Source organism: Proteinivorax hydrogeniformans (genome assembly GCF_040515995.1).
GTDB classification, from domain to species: Bacteria; Bacillota; Proteinivoracia; order Proteinivoracales; family Proteinivoracaceae; genus Proteinivorax; species Proteinivorax hydrogeniformans.
Window position 1 is genome coordinate 2,194,927 of the sequence record NZ_CP159485.1, and the last position, 21,287, is coordinate 2,216,213.

Annotated in this window: 21 protein-coding genes; 1 reads left to right on the plus strand and 20 read right to left on the minus strand. The window is 37.7% G+C overall.

The annotated features are described in order from the left end of the window. Positions 1-2 precede the first annotated feature (2 nt). From PRVXH_RS10550 to PRVXH_RS10640, 19 genes are all read right to left on the minus strand, one after another. Positions 3-1,322 carry an acetyl-CoA hydrolase/transferase C-terminal domain-containing protein gene (locus PRVXH_RS10550; RefSeq protein ID WP_353892736.1) on the minus strand — a complete coding sequence of 440 codons (1,320 nt, stop codon included), beginning with the start codon at positions 1,320-1,322 and terminating at the stop codon, positions 3-5. A gap of 21 nt (positions 1,323-1,343) precedes the next feature. After that, the gene (locus PRVXH_RS10555; RefSeq protein WP_353892737.1) at positions 1,344-2,375 is read right to left on the minus strand and encodes a 3-oxoacyl-ACP synthase; all 1,032 of its coding nucleotides are present in this window, start codon (positions 2,373-2,375) and stop codon (positions 1,344-1,346) included. Between the two features lie 13 nt (positions 2,376-2,388). After that, complete coding sequence (locus tag PRVXH_RS10560; protein WP_353892738.1) at positions 2,389-3,219, minus strand: methyl-accepting chemotaxis protein; 831 nt, start codon at positions 3,217-3,219, stop codon at positions 2,389-2,391. A gap of 11 nt (positions 3,220-3,230) precedes the next feature. Beyond that, complete coding sequence (locus tag PRVXH_RS10565) at positions 3,231-4,031, minus strand: alpha/beta fold hydrolase (protein ID WP_353892739.1); 801 nt, start codon at positions 4,029-4,031, stop codon at positions 3,231-3,233. A 241-nt stretch (positions 4,032-4,272) separates the two neighbouring features. Beyond that, a complete protein-coding gene (locus tag PRVXH_RS10570; RefSeq protein ID WP_353892740.1) occupies positions 4,273-5,463 on the minus strand; it encodes an ABC transporter substrate-binding protein in 1,191 nt (396 codons plus the stop codon). Between the two features lie 61 nt (positions 5,464-5,524). After that, positions 5,525-6,229, minus strand: coding sequence for an ABC transporter ATP-binding protein (locus tag PRVXH_RS10575; RefSeq protein WP_353892741.1), 705 nt, complete (start codon positions 6,227-6,229; stop codon positions 5,525-5,527). Between the two features lies 1 nt (position 6,230). After that, positions 6,231-7,010, minus strand: a complete 780-nt coding sequence (locus PRVXH_RS10580; protein ID WP_353892742.1) for an ABC transporter ATP-binding protein — start codon at positions 7,008-7,010, stop codon at positions 6,231-6,233. Between the two features lie 11 nt (positions 7,011-7,021). Further along, positions 7,022-8,071 carry a branched-chain amino acid ABC transporter permease gene (locus PRVXH_RS10585; protein ID WP_353892743.1) on the minus strand — a complete coding sequence of 350 codons (1,050 nt, stop codon included), beginning with the start codon at positions 8,069-8,071 and terminating at the stop codon, positions 7,022-7,024. A gap of 2 nt (positions 8,072-8,073) precedes the next feature. Continuing rightward, positions 8,074-8,961 (minus strand): branched-chain amino acid ABC transporter permease, encoded by an 888-nt coding sequence (locus PRVXH_RS10590; RefSeq protein ID WP_353892744.1) that lies wholly within the window; start codon positions 8,959-8,961, stop codon positions 8,074-8,076. A gap of 31 nt (positions 8,962-8,992) precedes the next feature. Next, positions 8,993-9,409, minus strand: coding sequence for a MaoC family dehydratase (locus PRVXH_RS10595; RefSeq protein ID WP_353892745.1), 417 nt, complete (start codon positions 9,407-9,409; stop codon positions 8,993-8,995). A 211-nt stretch (positions 9,410-9,620) separates the two neighbouring features. Continuing rightward, positions 9,621-11,036, minus strand: a complete 1,416-nt coding sequence (locus PRVXH_RS10600) for a sigma 54-interacting transcriptional regulator (protein ID WP_353892746.1) — start codon at positions 11,034-11,036, stop codon at positions 9,621-9,623. A 123-nt stretch (positions 11,037-11,159) separates the two neighbouring features. Further along, positions 11,160-12,155 (minus strand): electron transfer flavoprotein subunit alpha/FixB family protein, encoded by a 996-nt coding sequence (locus PRVXH_RS10605; RefSeq protein ID WP_353892747.1) that lies wholly within the window; start codon positions 12,153-12,155, stop codon positions 11,160-11,162. 13 nt (positions 12,156-12,168) lie between these two features. Continuing rightward, on the minus strand, positions 12,169-12,951 hold the full coding sequence (locus PRVXH_RS10610; RefSeq protein WP_353892748.1) for an electron transfer flavoprotein subunit beta/FixA family protein: 783 nt from the start codon (positions 12,949-12,951) through the stop codon (positions 12,169-12,171). A gap of 28 nt (positions 12,952-12,979) precedes the next feature. Next, positions 12,980-14,119, minus strand: coding sequence for an acyl-CoA dehydrogenase (locus PRVXH_RS10615; protein ID WP_353892749.1), 1,140 nt, complete (start codon positions 14,117-14,119; stop codon positions 12,980-12,982). 167 nt (positions 14,120-14,286) lie between these two features. Then, positions 14,287-15,465 carry an acetyl-CoA C-acetyltransferase gene (locus PRVXH_RS10620; protein WP_353894580.1) on the minus strand — a complete coding sequence of 393 codons (1,179 nt, stop codon included), beginning with the start codon at positions 15,463-15,465 and terminating at the stop codon, positions 14,287-14,289. A 15-nt stretch (positions 15,466-15,480) separates the two neighbouring features. Continuing rightward, the gene (locus tag PRVXH_RS10625) at positions 15,481-16,326 is read right to left on the minus strand and encodes a 3-hydroxybutyryl-CoA dehydrogenase (protein WP_353892750.1); all 846 of its coding nucleotides are present in this window, start codon (positions 16,324-16,326) and stop codon (positions 15,481-15,483) included. A gap of 12 nt (positions 16,327-16,338) precedes the next feature. Continuing rightward, positions 16,339-17,118, minus strand: coding sequence for a short-chain-enoyl-CoA hydratase (locus PRVXH_RS10630; protein ID WP_353892751.1), 780 nt, complete (start codon positions 17,116-17,118; stop codon positions 16,339-16,341). A 547-nt stretch (positions 17,119-17,665) separates the two neighbouring features. After that, positions 17,666-19,375 carry an ABC-ATPase domain-containing protein gene (locus tag PRVXH_RS10635; RefSeq protein WP_353892752.1) on the minus strand — a complete coding sequence of 570 codons (1,710 nt, stop codon included), beginning with the start codon at positions 19,373-19,375 and terminating at the stop codon, positions 17,666-17,668. 140 nt (positions 19,376-19,515) lie between these two features. Then, positions 19,516-19,803, minus strand: a complete 288-nt coding sequence (locus tag PRVXH_RS10640) for a hypothetical protein (protein WP_353892753.1) — start codon at positions 19,801-19,803, stop codon at positions 19,516-19,518. A gap of 184 nt (positions 19,804-19,987) precedes the next feature. On the opposite strand from PRVXH_RS10640, the gene PRVXH_RS10645 reads away from it, so the two are divergent. After that, entirely contained in the window at positions 19,988-20,725 is a 738-nt protein-coding gene (locus PRVXH_RS10645) for a coenzyme F420-0:L-glutamate ligase (RefSeq protein ID WP_353892754.1), read from the plus strand. A gap of 37 nt (positions 20,726-20,762) precedes the next feature. On the opposite strand, the gene PRVXH_RS10650 is transcribed toward PRVXH_RS10645, so the two are convergent. Further along, a complete protein-coding gene (locus PRVXH_RS10650) occupies positions 20,763-21,287 on the minus strand; it encodes a peptidylprolyl isomerase (protein ID WP_353892755.1) in 525 nt (174 codons plus the stop codon).

Genomic DNA, 21,287 nt, shown 5'->3' on the forward strand with positions numbered 1-21,287 from the left:
CCTTATCTAATTCCTAGCTCCTCAGCTTCTTTTCTAAGCTGCTCTCTAAAATCAGGGTGAGCGATACTAATTAATCTTTCTACTCTATCTCGAACAGAGGTGCCTCTTAGAGATGCCACACCGTACTCTGTCACTACATAATCTACATCATTTCGCGACAAAGATACTACAGCACCATGGGTAAGTCGAGGCACAATTTTGGAGATGGTCTTTCGCTCATCACTACCAGGCACCCGTACATTTGCTGTTGAGTATAATGCTATGATGGATTTTCCTTCTTTGGACTTTTGTGCACCCACAGCTGTGTCAGCTTGACCACCGGTTCCACTAAACTGTCGATGGCCTATTGATTCTGAACAACATTGTCCTGTTAGATCCATTTCTAAAGTAGTATTAATCGAAACCATCTTATAATTTTTTCCGATAACATCAGGATTGTTCACCCAATTTCCGTTAAGTATTGAAACAGATGGGTTGTCATCTAAAAAGTCGTATAACTTTTTACTACCTAATGCAAAGGTTGCAACCATCTTACCAGGAAGCAATGTCTTTTCTTTACCTGTAATGGCTCCAGAATTATACAGGTCTACCATACCATCTGTAAACATCTCGGTATGGATTCCTAGGTTCTTTTTATCAACTAACTCAGATGCTACTGCGTTTGGAATTCCACCAATCCCCAGTTGTATTGTTGAACCGTCTTCTACAAGCTCTGCTATATACTTTCCAATAGTTTTGTCTCTTTCACTTGGCTCAACTATTGGTAGTTCAGCTACTGGATAGTCTACATCCATTACATGATCGATATCACTAATATGAATGGTGGCATCCCCAAAGGTACGTGGTAGATTTGGGTTTACTTCCAATATAACTAAATCTGCTTGTTCTATTACTTCTTTTTCATAAGTTGTACTTAATGACAGGGATAAAAAGCCGTGCTTATCCATTGGCGTTGCCGTTCCTAAAAATACGTTACACGGTCTGTGCTGAATTCTTTTAGCTCCAGCAAAATGTAGATGGTTAGGAATAAAAGAAACGTTGCCATTTTTATGAGCTTTTCTAAAACCTGGGCTATAGAACCACCCTTCGGTTAGAAAGCTATCTTTATATTTTTCATCCGTAAAGAAAGGATAATTTTGCATTGGCAAACAGTTTGAAATATTTACGTCTTTTACTCGCTCTGATATAGTATGCAAGTTAGAAAGTATTTGCTGAGGCTCAGCAGCTGCTAAAGCCGTGATGATGTTGTCTCCACTTTTAATTTTTGCTAAACCTTCTTCTAAGCTGATTAGTTTTTTATTATAAACATCTTGTATATTCACTTTCCTTATACCTCCTCAAGTTTAATTGTCAACAGGTCCCCATTTTATTACATTAGCTGCCCAAGCATAACCAATACCTGCAGCTATCATTGAAATAACTGTTCCGTCTTTTACTTTTCCTTCATTTAACGCTAGCTCCAAAGAAAGTATTTGATCAACTTGACCCATGTGCCCATAGTCACTTAAATAAATTGACTGCTCTTCTGTTAAGCCTAATAGGTCCACCATATACTTGTGCATGGATTGTTTAAAGTGTAAAACTGCAAGATATCCTAGTTCGTCCTTTTTAACACCTGACTTAGCAAAAGCCTGGTCTATACAGTTAATCCAGTTTTTCATTGAAACTTCATTAAGTCTTTCCTTCATAAATTGAGGCTGGAATAACCTTAATGACTTGCTAGCTTCTTCAGCATTTTCAGAAGTTATAGGTTTTTCTGTTCCACCATACTCCACCCCTGCCGATCTAGCTAAAGAACCATCTGTCATAATATGAGAGCTAAGCAAAGCATTTTTCCCGTAGTTTTTCTTCAGGATTATAGCTCCACCGCCAGCTGATAGATTGAACATCATAGACATAGATTTATCAGTGTAGTCCACAAAGTCACCGTTTCTATATCCTCCTACTACCATAGCTGTATTTATGTCATCATCAGCCATCATCATATCCTTGGCAATCTTCATTGCAGCAACAGTAGTACAACAGCGTTGCTGTACATCAATGGCCCACGCATTTTTGGCTCCTACCTGCTCTTGAATATATATACCAGAGGTTGTCAGAGGGTATTCTTTCCACTCTTCCCCCATACATATAATTAAGTCTATATCCATAGGATCAACACCAGTGTTTTCTAGTGCCTTTTTCCCTGCCTTCGCCCCCATCTCTTGAGTTCCATCACCTTCGTTAGCTGGGATTGGCTTTTTGTTTATACCCAGTTTTTCCTTTACTGCTTCTTCTGTCCACATACCTTTTGTTGCTTCTGCAATCTCTTTTGCGGTCATAAAATTTTCTGGGATGTAAAGTCCTGTTCCTACTATACCAACATGTTTCTCCATTTGAGACTCCCTCCTATTTATTATTACTTAATTGTTGTGCTTGTTTATATAAACTATCAGCTAATCCATTAACATCAGTCATTACCTCGTTTATAGATTGAATGTACTTTTGTTGTAGCTGACAGACTCTTAACAATCTCGAAACTTCTTCATCAATCTCGTATTTAGATTCGTTAATTTCCTCTAAAATAGCTTCCACCGTCAAAACATAGTCATTGGTTTTAGAAGAAAGCTTTCGTGTTTCGTCGGCAACAACACCGAAACCTTTACCTTGCTCACCTACACGGGCTGCCTCTATTGCTGCATTTAATCCAAGAAGATTAGTCTGATTCGCAATATCTTTAATAAAACCTAGCACTTTATCAGTCTGTTGGATTCTTTCAAGTGAGTCTTTAAATACTCCACTTAGATCAGTTCCCGCCTCTTCGGTTTTATCAACAGTAGCTGCGATATCATTGGCGTAGATTTCTAGATTATCCATAGCTTTTTGAAGGTTTTCTGCCGCTGTAAGCAGCATATGTTGTTTGTCCACTGTTTCTGCAAAAGAAACGGAACCAACTACCTGTTGTTGATCATTAAAGAGGGGGATAGCAATTGCAATATACGGAAAACCAAATACTTCTTCATCCACCCTCTGTATAATTCGCTGCCTCTCGTTTATACACTTGTGCGCTGTAGAGCCTTCCACATGAGCTTGCCCTGCTTTTAAACCGTGGTTTAATTTTTCTGAAGGGAAATACGCTACACACCCATTTAAGTCACAAACGGCTACTGCAAAATCAGAAACTGTTAGTTTATTAATAAATGGTGCCACATCTACAAAGCTCTTTATGATGGGTTCCATCTAAAAACCCCCTACTTTTGTGTTAAAAAATTTAGAAAAACTTCGTTACTTTTGTCAGGCTGTTCCATAAAGAAAACATGTCCCCCGTTTTCGATAATTTCCAGCTTAGAAGAACAAATTCTCTCGTGAAGTAAGTGTGCATTTTCCGGCGGCACCACTTTATCCTTTTCACCAGCAACTATTAGCGTCTCAGCCTTTATCTTTTGAGTATTAGCCTCACCATTAAAAGAAGCACCTGCCATTAACTGTCTTTGATAAGCATATTTAGGCTGCGGCTCTTGTCTTTTTTCGGTCATAATTTTATCTAAAACTTCTCTATCTTCAGGGATTTTACCATCATAAAAAGCTGTAGATATTGCTTTTTTAATATCTAACAGAGTTTTATACTCTCCCCCACCTTTCATCATTATATCTAATGTTTCTTGGGGAATAGGGATGCTGTTAGGTCCTCCAAAGGATGTCGAGCACAATATCAACCTGTCAACCATTTCAGGATAGTTAGCAGAAAACTGTTGTGCAATGAATCCGCCCATCGAAACTCCCAGTATATGTGTCTTCTTTATGTTCAAAGAACGTAAAAGCCCCGCTAAGTCGTCGGCCATCATCTCTATCGAATATTCACTATCAGGTTTATCTGTTTTTCCTACTCCGCGATTATCAAACATTATTACTTTAAAATGCTTTGATAGTTCATCTAACTGCTTATACCACATCCAAGTCGAGTAGCCCAATCCTTCAATGAGAACTAAAGGCTCCCCTTCACCGATAATTTCGTAGTACATGCTAATGTCATTAACTTTAACTGTAGGCACCATGATCACTCCCTTCGGTCATTATATTTATACAGCAATTTTCGTGCCAGTTTTATTTTCAACTAATTTGGGGCATTTCAGCAAGTAGAGTCGATATAACTGTACTTGTTTTGTACACTTTTAGCTAAATTCCTCACTATTTGACTGTGTATTTTTTATACATGTATTTAAATACGTACACTTTTTCCGCTGTTTTGTATAAAAAAAGCCCGAAATTAATCGGGCTTTTTTATACAGTTTTTTAGAATTCGTTAAAATCTGTAAACTGTTGGAAAATCCAGTTTCCTTCTTCATCTTGAACGATGTTACTTAGAGACATATGAGTTACCCCTTGTCTAGCACCGCCAGAGTAAGAAACCTCTGGAGCCATACCTTCTGTGAAGTGGATGTTCTCCATAGCTTCGATATAGCCTTCCCATGTAAGATCATCTCCAGCTTCCTCAAGACCAGCTACAAAAACTTCACCTGCTACCCAGCCAGCCATTGTATATGCGTTAATGATGCTATCTGGATGGTACTCATTCATAGCAGTTGCCAGTGGAGCTAAACCTGCATCATCCACGTCTAACCAACCCATAACATAAATATCATCAATGATATCTTGAATAGTCGCTGGCTCAACAGCAGCAATAAAAGAAGCGTCTGCATTTGAGTAAGTAGTTATAATAGGAATGTCAACCATTTGGAAGTCGTTGATTTGCCTTAGAGCAGGAGTAGCACCTGCAGCTAGTGTGTAAACAATAATAACATCTGGATCTGCGTCACGAAGTTGTTGTACCTGAGCAGTCAAGTCTGTTTCACCTGGAGCAAAAGAAATGTCTGCAACTAGCGCATCTTCTTTACCCATTTCTTCTAAACCTTCTTTAATTCCTTGGATGCCTTCTAACCCAACATCATCGTTTGAGTAAATTACTCCAATTCTTTCTGCATCAAACTCATCTATTGCATATTTAGCTTTAAGCTTTCCTTCATAAACATAGTTTGGTTGAACTGGGAAGAAGTTTTCACCAAGTGTTGTTAGCTCAACAGCTCCAGAACCAAAATATACAGATGGAATGCCATGCTCTTCAACTATATCAGCGGCAGCTAGCACACCAGGAGTTCCCAGCTGACCAACAATAGCAAATACGCCTTCGTCTTCGATCAGGCTGTTAATACCATCGATAGCTAAAGCAGGATCGAACTCATCATCTTCGACGATTAGCTCTATTTCTCTACCGTTTACCCCACCTTGTTCGTTAATGGTGTTAAAGTACGCTGTCATACCTTCGTAGTATGGTGTACCAATAAAAGCTAGTGGACCAGAAGTTACTCCTACAGAACCAATTTTGATAGTGTCTTCTGAAACACCTTGGTCAGCTTCGCCACCACCACAAGCGGCTAATGACATAACCATTACAATACATAAAGTGATTACTAAAAGCTTTTTCATTGATGTTGCCCCCTTAAATTATCTATATTTTATTTTTATCTAAGCCTTTTTGGCTTAAAGTTTATTCACCTAAATAGGCCTTTTTAACTGAATCATCATTGATTAACTTTGAAGCATGGTCGTGTTGAACTACCTTGCCCGTTTCTAAAATATATCCATAGTCAGCAACTGCCAACGCTTTCATAGCGTTTTGCTCAACTAAAAGTATAGTTGTGCCTTCTTGGTTAATTTGTTTGATAATGTTAAAGATGTTTTCAACAATTAACGGAGCTAACCCTAAAGAAGGCTCGTCAAGGAGTAATATCTTTGGCTTAGCCATTAACGCTCTGCCGATAGCAAGCATTTGTTGTTCTCCTCCTGAAAGGGTACCACCATCCTGATTTTTTCTTTCTTTTAGAATGGGAAAATACTCATAAACCTCTTCAAAGGTTTTAGGGATATTCTTTTTATCTTTTCGTGTATAAGCTCCTATTCTCAGGTTCTCCTCAACAGTTAGGTCTGGGAATATTTGTCTTCCTTCAGGAGATTGTACTATTCCCTTTGCAACTATTTTTTCTGGAGGTAATCCTACGATACTCTTGCCATCTAATGTTATGCTGCCTTTTTGGGGTTTCATTAGACCGGAAATTGTCTTTAAAGTTGTAGTTTTTCCAGCGCCGTTAGCCCCTAATAAAGTAACAATTTTGCCTTCAGGTACTTCCAAAGAAACATCTTTAAGGGCATGAATATAGCCGTAATATGCCTGTACGCCTTCTAGTTTTAACATGCTACTCATCCCCCTTTCCAAGATAAGCTTCTTGAACTTCAACGCTATTTTGTATCTCTTTAGGGGTTCCCTCTGCAATCTTTTTACCAAAGTTTATTGCACAAATTCTTTCGCAGACATCCATAACAAGACCCATGTCATGCTCTACTAAAAGTATAGTTACTCCGTAGTGATCTCTAATTCTTTTAATAGTTTCTGCCAGCTTGTCGGTTTCTGTATCATTCATACCAGCTGCTGGCTCGTCTAAAATAATCAGCTTTGCATCAGACATTAGAACTCTTCCAAGCTCTAACATTTTTTGAACACCATATGGCTGAGCTGATGCCTGTAAATTCTCTATACCCTTGAGATTTAGAAAGTCTAAAATTTCTAACGCTTTTTCCTCTACTCGTCTTTCCTCTTTATTTACAAAAGGCAGTCTAAGACCTTCTGCAAAAAAGTTTGTCTTGGTTTTGCCATGATGCCCCACCATCAAATTTTCTAAAACAGTAAGGTTATCAAATAACTCTACATTTTGAAAAGTTCTAGCAAGGCCTTTATCTATAACTTGGTGAACCTGATAATCAAGTAGATTAACTTCCTCCCCATTTGGCGAAAACAAAACTTTACCGCTATCAGGAGTGTAAAATCTACTAATACAGTTGAACACCGTGGTTTTCCCAGCCCCATTTGGTCCTATAAGTCCGTAAATGGAGTTATCCTCAACTTCAAAGTTTAGGTTGTCAACAGCTTTTAGTCCGCCAAAGCTTATAGATAGATTTTGTACTTTTAGTATTTTCATCGTTTGACCTCCTAACTGTCGACTTTTTCTTTGCTTTGTTTTGATTGTGAAAGCAGTCTATTTTTAAGGCTTGTAATGATAAATATCGCTCTTCTATAGATGCCTTCAGGGAAAAATCTAATTACTAAGATTAAAGCCAATCCTGTAAGGATAAAGTTAATATTCATAATTCCCTCTATAAAAGGTATGCCTTGTGTTAGGCGAGGGATTATAACTAAAAATGCTGCACCGGCTATACTTCCTCCTATAGAAGCTAAACCGCCGATAACAACCATAGCCAAAATATCCAAGGATAACTCTGCTCCCCATGTGGCAGGGTAAACAAATCGCTCACTAATGGCGTATAGACCACCTGCAACTCCTACATAGAAAGAACTTATGGCAAAGGCCACTAGCTTGTATCTGAATAAACTAACGCCCATAGCCTGCGCTGCGTGGTCGCTTCCTCTCATCGCTATTAAAGCCCTTCCAGTCTTTGAACGCAAGAAGTTGTATGAAAATAGTGCAAAAAGCAGCACTAATATTACACATAGAATTAAAAGGTTGTGAGATGAGATCCTAGCTGAAAACAGCTCAGGTGAGCTTACACGCGTACCAGAAAAGCCGCCGGTAAACTCTGTCCACTCTTGGAATATATACTGGATTGTAACACCTAGACCCAAGGTGGCGATTGCTAAATATAAACGTTCCAATCTTAAAGCTATAAGTCCTAAAATTAATCCAACTAAAGTTGGTACTATACCTGCAACAAGTAATGCTAGTAAAAAGGACATTTCCAGCTGCATAGTCATGTAAGCAGCGATGTAAGCGCCTAATCCCATAAATGCTGCATGGCCTAAAGAAATTTGCCCACCATAACCTAGTAAAATATTAAAACCTAAAGCAGCTATCGAGTAATACGCTACCCTAATCAACATACTTACGTTTCTAGACCTTAATATAGAAAAGTTCATGTCTATAACGATAAAAGCTAGCATCGCAAGGGCAACTAAGATATAAAGTCCAGGTGTAGTTTTAAAGAAAGCAACTACCGGATTTTGAGTTTGTTTTTTTTGCTCCACGATTACACCTTCTTTCTTCGGGCTTTTCCAAAGATTCCGTATGGCTTAAAGATAAGAACTAAGATTAAAAAGCCATATACTATAACTGTTTGCCAGCTAGTGGAAATATAATACCCTACTAAGTTGTCCATGATTCCAATAGTCAGTCCCCCAATTACAGGACCGATGAAAGAAGTAAAGCCTCCAAGTACAGCTGCTATAAATGATTTTAGATGAACATCAGCCATCATACCCGTATGAACGTTAGTGGCTGGTGCAATCAAAATACCTGCAATCGCTCCAAGTACCGTAGCTATTATCCAAGAATAAGAGCTTACTTTCGAGGTCGGCACCCCCATCAGGCGAGCTGCTGTATCGTTTTGGGCAGTAGCTCTAATTGCTACACCAAACATACTCTTTTTAATCATTATAAACAGACTTGTCATTAAAATAAGTGCTAGCGACATTACAAATATCGCATGGGGTCTAAGTAGAACCCCTCCTATATTCATATTCCCTTGAATTGCCCTAGGCATAAAATGTGAGTCGGTGCCAAAGATCGCTGCCGCCCCACCATTAACCATCATTATTAAACCTAAAGTAACAATCATCTTTCCAACCATAGACCCTTTGCTAGCTGGTCGAATAAAGAATCTCTCCACTACATAACCAAAGCAAATTGCGAATAAAATAGTAGCTATAAAAGCAACAGGGTAAGGATATGGGAATCCTGCTTCAGCAAGGTTTCTCCAAATTGTCCACGCAACAAAAGAGCTAAACATCGCCATTTCACCTTGAGCGAAGTTTGTAACTGCAGATACCCTAAATATCAGCACTACTCCTAAAGCGGCTAGAGCATATAAACTTCCTGTTTCCATACCTGCTACGACGTTTTGTAAAAAAGTAGTCATTATTGTTCCTCCACCTCCCGGACGGCAAAAACTATTTTGGCGGCATCACAGTGGCTACACCATCTAGCACCACTTTGCCATCTTGATTAGTTCCAGTTGTTTTAAGTTTAATTATGTTTTTATCTTCTTTAATTTCAATTACCTCGGCCTCTGCTTTTACTGTATCACCGATTCTTACAGGGGCTGTAAACTTAAGCTCCTGACCTAAGTAGATTGTCCCAGGTCCTGGTAGATGCATACCTAGCACTGCAGAGATAAGCCCAGCCGTTAGCATTCCATGTGCAATTCTTTCTTTGAACATGCTATCTTTAGCGACCTCGTGATTTACGTGAGCAGGATTTAAATCTCCTGTGATTCCCGCATATAAATATACGTCTGTTTCTGAAATAGTTTTTTGGATAAATTCTTTTTGACCCATGCTAATTTCTTTAATTGTTTTGCCTTTCATTTTTAAAAAACTCCCTTCAAATCTTATATGACATTCATATATGCAACTTTTATGCCAAAACCTCAAACCCTTCTGCTACTAGGCTTAAAGCAAGACATAAAAAAAGAAGGGGGTATTTTTGTCCTAATTTCGTACATAAAGACCCCTTCCTTAGTCGTACTAAGCCAATTTAGGTTGTCTGTTTTTAGTACACATGTATTTTTTTCAGACACTATTCAATGCAATATTTTTCTATTTTATCATATAGGCTGGATCTGCTTATATTTAATATTTTTGCAGTTTGAAGCTTGTTTCCTTTGGTGTATTCTAAGGTTCTAACAATTGCTTCTTTTTCTGTCTCCTCTATGATGCTTTTCAAAGACCTGATGTTTCCGTTGTAAGCAGTATCTGTTATTTCTTTTTTTGTTATATAGACAGGTAGGTGAACAGGCATTATGGTATCACCTTCAACTAAATTTATCGCCCTTTCGAGCACATTTTCAAGCTCTCTTACGTTCCCAGGCCAATTATGGGCGCGAAGATACTCCATAGCTTTTGGAGAAATTTTATCTACATATTTTCCAATTTCCTTAGACACTTTCTTGATAAGTTTTTCGGTAAGAACTTCAATGTCACCCTCGCGCTCATTTAGGGTGGGAATTCCGATAGTCATTACATTTAATCGATAATATAAGTCTTCTCTAAACTCTCCTTGTTTAGCTAGCTCTAAAAGATCTTGATTGGTTGCAGAAATAACTCTCACATCAACCTTAATTGTGTTGTTACTGCCAACCTTTTCAATCTCTTGCTCTTGAAGAACTCTCAATAATTTTGCTTGCATCTTAAGAGGCATGTCCCCTATTTCATCTAAAAATATACTACCACCATTTGCTAGCTGGAATTTACCTACTTTTCCGCCTTTTTTGGCCCCTGTAAATGCACCTTCTTCATACCCAAAAAGCTCTGATTCTAAAAGTTCAGCTGGTATGGCAGCACAATTAACTTTAACAAAAGGGGCATGTTTTCGTAAGCTTCCGTTGTGGATAGCATGGGCAAAAAGTTCTTTACCGGTACCGCTTTTTCCCAAAAGTAGTACATTAGAGTTTGTTTGAGCAGCCCTTCTAGACATATACTTTGCTTGTACCATCTTTTCACTTTGTCCCACAATTGTTTCCCAAGAATACTTGGCGCCTTGAATTTTTTGCAATTGCTTTTTATAAAGATGTAGTTCTGATTCTAAAAGTTTATTCTTATTTATTATATCTTTAAACTCCTCTAGATCCTCAAAAAGAACCATCCCAAATCCATAGACTACTTCCCCTTGCTCATCTAGCACAGGTATTCTATGCACAATCCCTGTATGTCCATTTTCAAATTTGTGTTTCCACGCAATTTCTGCTTTTTTAGTCTTAAAAACATACGGAAAGCGTGAGTTTTTATCTACTTCCCTTACCTCTTTCCCTATAATTTCCTCTTTAGGAAACTCTAGGTAATTTGCAAATACCCTATTGATCATTTTTACTTTACAATCTTTGTCGAGAAGTATAATAGGCACAGGTACTGGATCGAATATTTTCTCTAAGGTTGATACTAAATAATCAGTTAGGACAAGCTCAGGAGTATGTGCCACTTTGTTTTCATCAATCAAATTTGCCACCCCTTTTACATCTTTCCTTTACTAATAATTATACCTCTTTTTTCAGGCTAGTAAAGCTAAACCGTTCTATAAAAAATGAATGGCTGATGTAAGGTAACAGCCATTCATTTTGGTTTATTTATTTAACTCGTTAATAAGTGCTGGAAGAACCTTGTTTACGTCACCAACGATGCCTATATCGGCTCTTTCAAAAATTGCAGCATTTGAATTTTTGTTTATTGCAATAATAAAGTCACTCTCTTCCATCCCAGCAACATGCTGTATAGCTCCAGAAATTCCGCAAGCTATATATAGGTTTGGTCTAACGGTTTTACCAGTTTGTCCCACCTGTCTAGCTCCGTCTGTCCAACCAGCGTCTACTACCGCTCTTGATGCAGAAACTTCGCCGTCAAGGACTTTTGCTAGTTCTCTTAGTCTGCCAAAGTTTTCCTCGCTACCTAGTCCTCTACCACCTGAAACAAGCACATTTGCATCTTCGATGTTTACTTTTTCTTTTTCTTCTTTTACTACTTCTAAAACCTCAATATCAATATCTTCTTTAGATAGCTTTGCGTCCCAAGAGGTTATAACTCCCTCGCTATCAACGTTTTTGCTAGGCATCGGCATAACTCCTGGCCTTACTGAAGACATCTGAGGTCGATGTTCAGGACAAATTATCGTTGCCATCAAGTTTCCACCAAAGGCTGGTCTTGTCATTAGCAGGTTGTTAGTCTCTTCGTCAATTTCTAGGGATGTGCAATCTGCTGTTAGTCCAGTTTTAACTCTAGCTGCAACTCTAGGCGCAAGATCTCTTCCTATTGTTGTTGCCCCAATTAAGAAAATCTCAGGCTTTTCTTTGTTTATAACATCAGCTAAAGCTTTTGTGTAAGGGTTTGTGGTATAAACTTCTAGCATTTCATCATCAACTACAATTGCTTCATCAGCTCCATGAGCAGTTACTTCTTTTGCTAGTTTTTCCATTTTACTACCTAATAGTACACCCTTAAGTTCTACGCCCAATTTATCTGCTAGTTCTCTACCTTTACCTAGTAGTTCAAAGGAGACTTTTTGTATCTCTCCTTCTCTTTGTTCTATAAACACCATTATATTTTTATATTGATCAAGCTGCATTTATTTCCCCTCCCTATATTATAAATTTTTCCTTAAGTTTCTCCACTATAAGTTTAGCACCCTCTTCTGGTGAAACCTCATGAACTTTACCAGCTGTTTTAGCTCCTTTAGTGAAGGACTTTTTAACCTTTGTCGGTGAACCCTTAAGACCGATATTTTCTCTGTCCACATCTATATCATCTAGAGTCCAAGTAGTGATTTTATTTTCGTCCTGTGCATCATATATACCAGCTACAGACATATATCTAGGAGTATTCATCTCTGATAAAGCTGTAATTAGGCATGGGGTTTTTACAGCGATTTTGTGATAGCCATCTTCAAAAGCTCTTTTTACCACAACTTTTTCTTCCCTTATTTTTACATCTTTTACATAGCTAACATGGGGAACTTCTAGATGCTCAGCCATTTGTGGACCAACTTGAGCTGTATCTCCATCAATCGCTTGCCTGCCTGCGATAATTATATCATAACCTAACTTTTTAACTGCAGAAGCAAGAGTGCTAGATGTAGCCCAAGTGTCTGCGCCTGCAAAAGCTCTGTCAGTCAAGAGGACTGCTTCATCAGCTCCCATAGCAAGAGCTTCTTTTAAAACCTCTTTAGCTTGTGGTGGGCCCATTGTTAACACCGTTACCTTGCCACCATAGTTTTCTTTCAAGGTTAGAGCCGCTTCTAAACCACTTTTATCGTCTGGGTTGATGATACTAGGAACACCTGCTCTTATCATCGTCCCAGTTTTAGGATCTATTTTAACTTCAGTAGTATCCGGTACCTGCTTGATACAAACAACTATATTCATTTTTGTTACCTCCTTTTGCTTTATATCCTTATTTATATAGGTTCGCTGCGATAACCATTTTCTGAACTTCTGAAGTTCCTTCATAAATTTCGGTTATCTTAGCATCTCTCATCATTCTTTCAACTGGATATTCTCTTGTATAACCATATCCTCCGTGAAGCTGAACTGCTTTTGTTGTTACTTCCATAGCTGTCTCAGAAGCATATAGCTTGGCCATAGCCGCTTCTTTAGCATATGGTTTGCCAGAATCTTTGTAGCAAGCTGCTTTATACACAAGCATTCTAGAAGCTTCTGTTTTAGCATCCATTTCCGCTACTTGGAATTGTGTGTTTTGGAATTTAGCTATAGACCTGCCAAATTGCACTCTTTCTTTTGTATAAGAGATTGTTTCATCTAAAGCACCCTGCGCAATCCCTAAAGCTTGTGCACCTATACCAATTCTTCCACCATCTAGTGTTGTCATTGCTACCTTAAAACCTTTACCTTCTTTCCCTAAAAGGTTTTCCTTTGGAATTTTGCAGTTTTCAAAGATAAGTTCACAGGTTGAAGAACCTTTGATTCCTAATTTTTTCTCTTTTTTCCCGATAGTAAATCCTTCGGTATCAGCTTCAACGATAAAGGCAGAAATGCCACGAGTTCCTGCTGATTGATCAGTCATCGCCATGACAATATATGTGTCAGCATAACCGGCATTTGTAATAAAAATCTTTGAGCCATTTAAAATATAGTGATCTCCCTCTAGCACAGCTGTAGTTTGTTGAGCAGAGGCGTCAGTACCTGCGTTAGCTTCTGTTAAACCAAATGCCCCAAGCTTTTCACCTTTTGCTAGTGGAACTAAATATTTTTGTTTTTGCTCTTCAGTACCAAACTGATAGATAGGTGCAGCACATAGCGATGTGTGTGCAGAAACGATAACCCCTGTAGTTGCGCATCCCCGAGATAGCTCTTCTACAGCCATAGCATATGCTAGGTTGTCGCCTCCCTGCCCGCCATACTTTTTAGGAAATGGTATTCCTAAAAAACCATACCTGGCTAGTTTCTTAACCGTCTCCACTGGAAACTCTTCTTTTTCATCAACTTCTTCTGCCAATGGAGTAACCTCGTTAATTGTAAAATCTCTGTACATCTTACGAAGCATCTCATGGCTCTCTTGTAATTTAAAATCCATTTGTAAACTACCTCCTCAGTTTGTGAAAGTTATTGCTTTCACAGATAGTGTATAAAAAATTAGAATATATAAAAACGGCCCCAAACTCAAATATAAATAATCAAAATTTTAGGGGTATCCAAGCTGAATACTGACAAAAGCTAAGCTTGGGACCGTTTTATACTATGTTATCTTTCTACAATTAAACTTGTACCTTGGCCTCCACCTATACATAGTGTTGCTAGGCCTGTTTTAGCATCTCTTTTCTCCATTTCATACAGTAGGGTTGTTAAAATTCTAGCCCCAGAAGCTCCTACAGGGTGACCTAAAGCTATCGCTCCACCATTGACGTTAACTTTAGAAGTCTCTAAACCTAGGTCTTTAACTACTGCCAAAGATTGGGCAGCAAAAGCTTCATTAGCTTCTACTAGATCTAAATCTTTTACTGTAATCTTTGCTCTTTCTAACGCTTTTTTGGTCGATGGAACAGGACCATAGCCCATAATTGTTGGGTCTAGAGCAACAGAAGCATAGGATTTAATAGTAGCTAAAGGCTCAACTCCCAACTCATCTGCTTTTTCTTTTGACATTACGATTAGCATAGAAGCGCCATCGTTAATACCAGAAGCATTAGCTGCAGTAACTGTACCGTCTTTTTTAAAAGCTGGTCTTAACTTTGACAACTTCTCAGCTGTAATACCCGGCTTAGGAAACTCATCTGTATCAACAACAATCGGGTCGCCTTTGCGCTGTGGTATTTCAACTGGAGCAATTTCATCTTTGAACTTACCTTCAGCTTGAGCTTTTTCAGCTTTTTGTTGACTTGCAGCAGCAAATTGATCTTGTTCTTCTCGCGTAAGGTTCCATCTTTCTGCTATATTTTCAGCAGTAATGCCCATATGATAGTCGTTGAATGCATCGGTTAAAGCGTCATGAATCATTGAGTCCATAATCTGCCCATGACCCATTTTTTGACCAAAGCGTGCTTTTGGCATATAGTATGGAGCGTTACTCATGCTTTCGATTCCACCAGCTAGCACTACATCGGCATCCCCTAACATGATAAACTGCGCTGCCATACTCACAGCTCTTAGGCCTGAACCACATAGTTTATTTAACGTCATTGCCGGTGTAGTTTCTGGAATACCAACGTTTAAAGCAACTTGCCTTGCTGGGTTTTGCCCTAGACCCGTTGATAATATATTACCTACAAGAACATCATCAATATGTTCAGGTTTAATATTTGCTCTATCTATTGCTGCCTTGGCTGCCACTTCACCTAATTGCACTGCAGAAAGTTTAGCTAAACTCCCCCCAAAATTTCCAATCGGTGTTCTAGCAGCAGAAGCAATTACTACTTCTTTCAACATGGGAAATCCTCCTTATTTGTTGTAATCATAAAATCCTTTTTTAGTTTTTCTACCTAACATATTACCCCTAACCATTTTCTTTAAAAGTGGATGTGGTCTGTACTTGTCCTCACCTAACTCGTTGTGTAGCACTTCCATAACAGCAAGACAAACATCTAGACCAATCATATCACCTAAAGCAAGAGGTCCGATAGGATGGTTAGCTCCTAGCTGCATAGCTTTGTCAATATCTTCAACGCTTGCTACGCCTTCAGCGTAGATTGCAGTAGCTTCGTTGATCATTGGAATTAAAATTCTATTTACTACAAACCCTGGAGCTTCCTCTACTTGCACTGGAGTTTTTCCGATATCTTCACTTACCTTAGTGATGATTTGAGTGGTTTCTTCAGAGGTTGCGATACCGTTAATTACCTCGACAAGCTTCATCACCGGAACAGGATTGAAAAAGTGCATGCCGATAACTTTTTCCGGTCTATTCGTAGCAGTGGCAATTTCAGTAATTGAAAGTGAGGATGTATTTGTTGCAAAAATTGTTTTTTCTTGACATACTTCGTCAAGCTCTGCAAAAATTTTCTTTTTAATTTCCATGTTTTCTATTGCTGCTTCCACTACGATATCTACGTCACTTACATTGTTAATATCAACTGTACCAGTTACCTTAGATAGAATCTCTTGTTTTTGTTCTTCTGTAATTCTTTCTTTTTTAACACTTCTGTCTAAATTTTTGGTAATTGTAGCAATACCATTATCAACAAAATCTTCCTTAATATCTCTTAAAATAACTTCATTACCTTTTTGAGCAAACACTTGGGCGATACCTGCCCCCATTGTTCCTGCGCCTAATACACATATTTTCATTTTAATTCCTCCCTACTTGTTTTTAAACTCTGGTTTTCTTTTGTTAACAAATGCAGCCATTCCCTCTTTTTGATCCTCTGATGCAAAGCATAGAGCAAAAAGATCTTTTTCAAGCTCCATAGCGGAGTCTATATCCATTTGCATTCCTCTGTTTATAGCAGCCTTTGAGTACTTTACCGGTATGCTGCTATAAGAAGCAATCTTTTTAGCCATTTTAAGCGATTCTTCTAATAACGCGTCAGCCTCAACCACATTATTGACTAACCCTATATTTTGAGCAGTTTCTGCATCAATCATATCACCTGTAAAAATTAATTCCTTAGCCTTTGCTTCTCCAACAGTCCTAGGAAGTCTTTGAGTTCCTCCAAATCCTGGAGTTATCCCTAAAGTAACCTCTGGTTGTCCAAACTTTGCTTTTTCACTTGCTATTCTAATATCACAAGCTAAGGCAAGCTCACATCCTCCACCTAGAGCAAATCCGTTTATAGCAGCGATTACTGGAATTTCCATTAGCTCTATTTTTCTAAAGACGTCCATCCCGAGTACTGCAAAATTTCTAGCTTCTTCTGGCGACTTGTCGAGCATCTGAGAAATATCGGCGCCAGCAACAAAACTTTTTCCCTCTCCAGTAATAAGTAAGGCTTTTATATCCGCATTCTCTGTAATTTTTTCTATCGCTATATTAAGCTCACTTAGTAATTCTTGATTTAGAGCATTTAAAGCTTTGGGCCTGTTAATAGACAAAATACCAACTTCCCCTTGCTTTTGATAAATCAAGTTGTTAAATTCCATAAACCAATCGCCTCCATAACATTAAATTTAATATACTGTGTTGCAAAATACATGCCAAAACGACAAACAGTTCAAAAATCCAACCTTGTTTCCAGAAAAATAAGCCTTTGAGACGCTTATATTTTTCACAATAGCACTATACCGGCATAAAAAAAGTGTCTTGTTATCTGTACACTTTTAATGATTTATGCCTAGAACCCCCACGGTTAGCTAGAAAAAAGTGCGTAATGTGCGAATTTGCTACATGTATTTTTTTTGTACACTTAAAAGCTTCTTTTGTTTATATTATACTGATAAACGGTTTATAAAATGAGCTTCAATATTATTTTCTTAAAATAGCTGAAAAATCAGCACTATAATTAAAGTTGATGTTATGGCGCTGGAAAAGTTGACAGTCTAAGCAATTAATTTAAATAGTCTACTACTTATATTATATATAAACCTTTATTTTTCCTTCTTTACTTAACATCTCGTCGGCATTACATAGCCTGCGCCATAGAGATAAAAAAATTATCCCATTTTTAAACGGGATAATTTTTTCTATTATCTACATAATTTTTAGCAACCTAAATCTGTTGATAGCTGCAGCTAACTCTTGCTTTCTTGGCATAGCTAAGTTGCCTGGATGACCTTTGTAAGATGAAATAGCGTCAAGACCATTATGTTCAATAGTTTCATATACATTGTCGATAGTTTGTTTTAACGACAGTTCTTTTGGGGCAATATTTTTAGCGATATATTCAAAAATACAGGCAATAGCAATGGTTTGACTGCTGTCAACTAATTGTTCTAAATAAGTTAGGTCTACAAATGTTTTGTTGTAATTTATAGATTTAAGGCCTTTAGATTTGACCTTTATACCCTTTTTCGCTGTGGGAAAGCTCATCTTACTTATTTTACGTAAAGTTCTTCCATTTGTAAAAAGGCTATCTTCCTTTTTTAAACCTTGGCGAAGCTGAGCTGTAGCAATTTCCTTCGCTGTTTCAGTAACATCTAAGGGCGTATATTCATCTAACATTATCACGGTATCTGCCACATCAAAATAATCACCACAGCCGCCCACCACCAAAATGGTGGATACTGAAAGATTATTATGTAAGTTTTTTACTTGGTCGATAAATGGGGTTATTGGCTCTTTATCCTGAGATACTAGTGCTTGCATCCTACCATCTCGCACCATGAAGTTTGTAGCGCTGGTATCTTCATCTATTAACAATAGATCTGTTCCTATCTCTAACGCTTCCATGATATTCGTTCCTTGTGATGTTGAACCACTGGCATTTTCTGATTGAAATTCTGTTGTATCTTGACCATTCGGTAAATTATTTATAAAAGGAGAAATATCTACCTTCTCCACTCTTCTACCATCTTCAGCACGGACTTTTACAGCATTTTGCCTAGAAACTATATATTCTCTCCCATCTCCCAAAATGTGATTGTAAACCCCATTTTCTAAAGCTTTAAGTAAGGTTGACTTGCCATGGTATCCGCCTCCCACAATCAAGGTAACTCCTTGGGAAATGCCCATACCTTTTATAACTCCTCTGTGGGGCAACTTAAAGGCCACTTCTAAGCTTTTTGGTGATTGAAAAGGAACAGCACCAGCACCAAGCGGTCTATCAGATACACCACTTTGACGTGGAAGTATAGATCCGTTAGCTACAAAGGCTACTAGGTCGTTTTTAATTAAGTTTTGTCGCAAAGCATTTTGGTCATCAGCCAGCTGTATTTGCTTCCATAAATCAGTTTGGTTTATGTTTTGGTAAATTAGAGAGCTTTCAACAATTTTAGGAATATAGCTATGTAACATAGACCAAGCTTTTTTTGCAAGCACTTTTCTACCTGCTGCAGGCAAACCTATCTCTAGTCTAGCTTCAACTTTTTTACTATCGATATAAACACTAGACCTTTCTAAAATTTTCTGCCCACATTTATCAATAGCTAAAAGTCCACTTTTTCCCGTTCCCCCGACATTTGAATATAATCGACCTATCTCATTATCGAAGACTCTTGTTAAAAAATCTGTGATCGCAATTTTTCGATGTTTAACATCATAAAACTCTTTAGGAAAAGCCGCCTGTGTTTGTGGTACAGAAACTCTAATGCGAGATGGAGAAGCAAATGGATCACCTTGCACATAATCAATATGTAGTTTAAACCCTTTAAAGTCATAAACTCCTGAAATGTCTTTATATGCTTTATATCCTTTTTTATCAATTCTGTTTAAAATCATTTGTAAGTCTTTATAGCTTTTCACTTTTCTGCCTCCTTTTTACCCTAATATTTATTAACAACGGTTCACTCATTATCTAAAAAAAAAGCTTCGCATTAAATGCGAGCTTAAGTTAATTACATTATAGTATTTCTCATATTATTTCTCAACATTAGTATTTAACCTTAGTCATCCCAAGGGTCATCATTATCACCGCCAAATAAGTTTGCTATTGCCTTAAACGGAAGTGAAAGAAAGCTAAATATAGTAGTTTTTAAAATTACAAAAGTAACTAACAACAACGTAAATGCCGCTATAAATAATCCAATCCCAACAGATACAGTTACAATAACCCCCACTATAAGAAAAACTACTGTTAAAATAAAAGCCGCTATCCCCAGTCCCAACAAAATAAGTAACCCTTTTATAACAGGGTTTGTGACTTCTCTTCCTTTAAAAAATACTCTCCCCATTTTGTTTGCCTCCTCTAAATTTTAAAGAAACTTTTTTTAAGCTATATCGTCAAAACATATATACACTAACTATATGAGGTGTAAAAGTATTAAAGTTAGCATTTTACAATAATTTTATGCATTATTATAATAATAGCCACTGTTTTACCCATATTATATATAAGAGGTATTAGGAGGGTAATATATGAGTGAAAAAACAGCCTTGATGTTAGGAGATGAGCAGGATATATTTCGAAAAAAAGATATTGACGTTGCTGATGTGGCTTTTGAAAGGTATGCTATTAAAACACATTTTATCACAAGAGGAGAAGATTACATAGACATAGTTAATCATTATGCTAGTCCCTTGTATAAAAATGGAGACACAGTCTTTATTGCTGAGAAGATTATTGCTATTTGCCAAGATAACGTAATAGATAAAGATGATATGAAGGTAGGGTTTTGGGCCAAGTTTCTTTCAAAGTTTGTCATGAAGACTCCAGCAGGCTATTCAGTAGGCAACGAATATAAGATGCAGGCAGCGATCCAGTTAGCCGGCTTACCACGAATTTTATTTGCTGCAATTTTGTCAGCCATAGGAAAAATATTTGGAATAAGGGGCATCTTTTATAAAGTGGCAGGCAATAACATTGCAGGTCTAGATGGATTTTATGGAGAGGCGTTTGATGAGTATTCACACATAGGCATCTTAAATCCTATAAAGCCAGAAAAAGTCTGTCAGGAAATAGAAGACAAGTTAGGAATCGCCAATGCTATTGTGGATGCAAATGACCTAGGTATAGAAATTTTAGGCAGGTCAGATGGAGTACACTATTCAAATGAGCAAATGGAAAAAATGCTAAGAGATAATCCTGCAGGTCAGGAGGATGAGCAAACTCCTTTAATTTTATACAGGCCAAAAAAAGAAACAACAACCCAATAAAAAGGGTTGTTGTTTCTTTTTTTAGCAAGCAACTAGTTTAAAACTTTTCTGGCTCTGGATATTCCACTCCAAAGGTCTCCACCGTAACTTTTTCCATAACTTGATCGGTTAGAGGCTTGTCACTTGCATCTCTTTTTGTATTTACGATTTCATCGGCAAATTCAATTCCTTCAAACACTTTGCCAAAAGATGCGTATTGGCCGTCTAGATGTGGGGCATCATTAACCATAACAAAAAATTGGGAGCCAGCAGAGTTAGGGTCCATAGTCCTGGCCATTGAAAGAACTCCCTTAGAATGTTTTAAATCATTTCTATGACCATTTTCTGTAAATTCACCTTTTATGCTGTACCCTGGTCCTCCCATTCCAGACTTTTCTGGACATCCTCCTTGGATCATAAATCCTGGAATGACTCTGTGAAAAATTAACCCATCATAGAATCCTTTTTGGATAAGGCTAATAAAGTTGTGAACTGTGTTTGGAGCTATGTCTGGGTATAGCTCCCCTTTCATTTTTCTACCGTTTTCTAATTCAAACGTTACTACTGGATTTTTCTTTTCCAT

Bases quoted from the DNA above. Each gene is read 5' to 3' on its own strand.
- PRVXH_RS10555 (WP_353892737.1), bottom strand. From the start codon at position 2,375: ATGGAGAAACATGTTGGTATAGTAGGAACAGGACTTTACATCCCAGAA.
- PRVXH_RS10560 (WP_353892738.1), bottom strand. From the start codon at position 3,219: ATGGAACCCATCATAAAGAGCTTTGTAGATGTGGCACCATTTATTAAT.
- PRVXH_RS10570 (WP_353892740.1), bottom strand. From the start codon at position 5,463: ATGAAAAAGCTTTTAGTAATCACTTTATGTATTGTAATGGTTATGTCA.
- PRVXH_RS10575 (WP_353892741.1), bottom strand. From the start codon at position 6,229: ATGTTAAAACTAGAAGGCGTACAGGCATATTACGGCTATATTCATGCC.
- PRVXH_RS10580 (WP_353892742.1), bottom strand. From the start codon at position 7,010: ATGAAAATACTAAAAGTACAAAATCTATCTATAAGCTTTGGCGGACTA.
- PRVXH_RS10590 (WP_353892744.1), bottom strand. From the start codon at position 8,961: ATGACTACTTTTTTACAAAACGTCGTAGCAGGTATGGAAACAGGAAGT.
- PRVXH_RS10595 (WP_353892745.1), bottom strand. From the start codon at position 9,409: ATGAAAGGCAAAACAATTAAAGAAATTAGCATGGGTCAAAAAGAATTT.
- PRVXH_RS10605 (WP_353892747.1), bottom strand. From the start codon at position 12,155: ATGCAGCTTGATCAATATAAAAATATAATGGTGTTTATAGAACAAAGA.
- PRVXH_RS10610 (WP_353892748.1), bottom strand. From the start codon at position 12,951: ATGAATATAGTTGTTTGTATCAAGCAGGTACCGGATACTACTGAAGTT.
- PRVXH_RS10615 (WP_353892749.1), bottom strand. From the start codon at position 14,119: ATGGATTTTAAATTACAAGAGAGCCATGAGATGCTTCGTAAGATGTAC.
- PRVXH_RS10625 (WP_353892750.1), bottom strand. From the start codon at position 16,326: ATGAAAATATGTGTATTAGGCGCAGGAACAATGGGGGCAGGTATCGCC.
- PRVXH_RS10630 (WP_353892751.1), bottom strand. From the start codon at position 17,118: ATGGAATTTAACAACTTGATTTATCAAAAGCAAGGGGAAGTTGGTATT.
- PRVXH_RS10640 (WP_353892753.1), bottom strand. From the start codon at position 19,803: ATGGGGAGAGTATTTTTTAAAGGAAGAGAAGTCACAAACCCTGTTATA.
- PRVXH_RS10645 (WP_353892754.1), top strand. From the start codon at position 19,988: ATGAGTGAAAAAACAGCCTTGATGTTAGGAGATGAGCAGGATATATTT.
- PRVXH_RS10650 (WP_353892755.1), bottom strand. From the start codon at position 21,287: ATGGAAAAGAAAAATCCAGTAGTAACGTTTGAATTAGAAAACGGTAGA.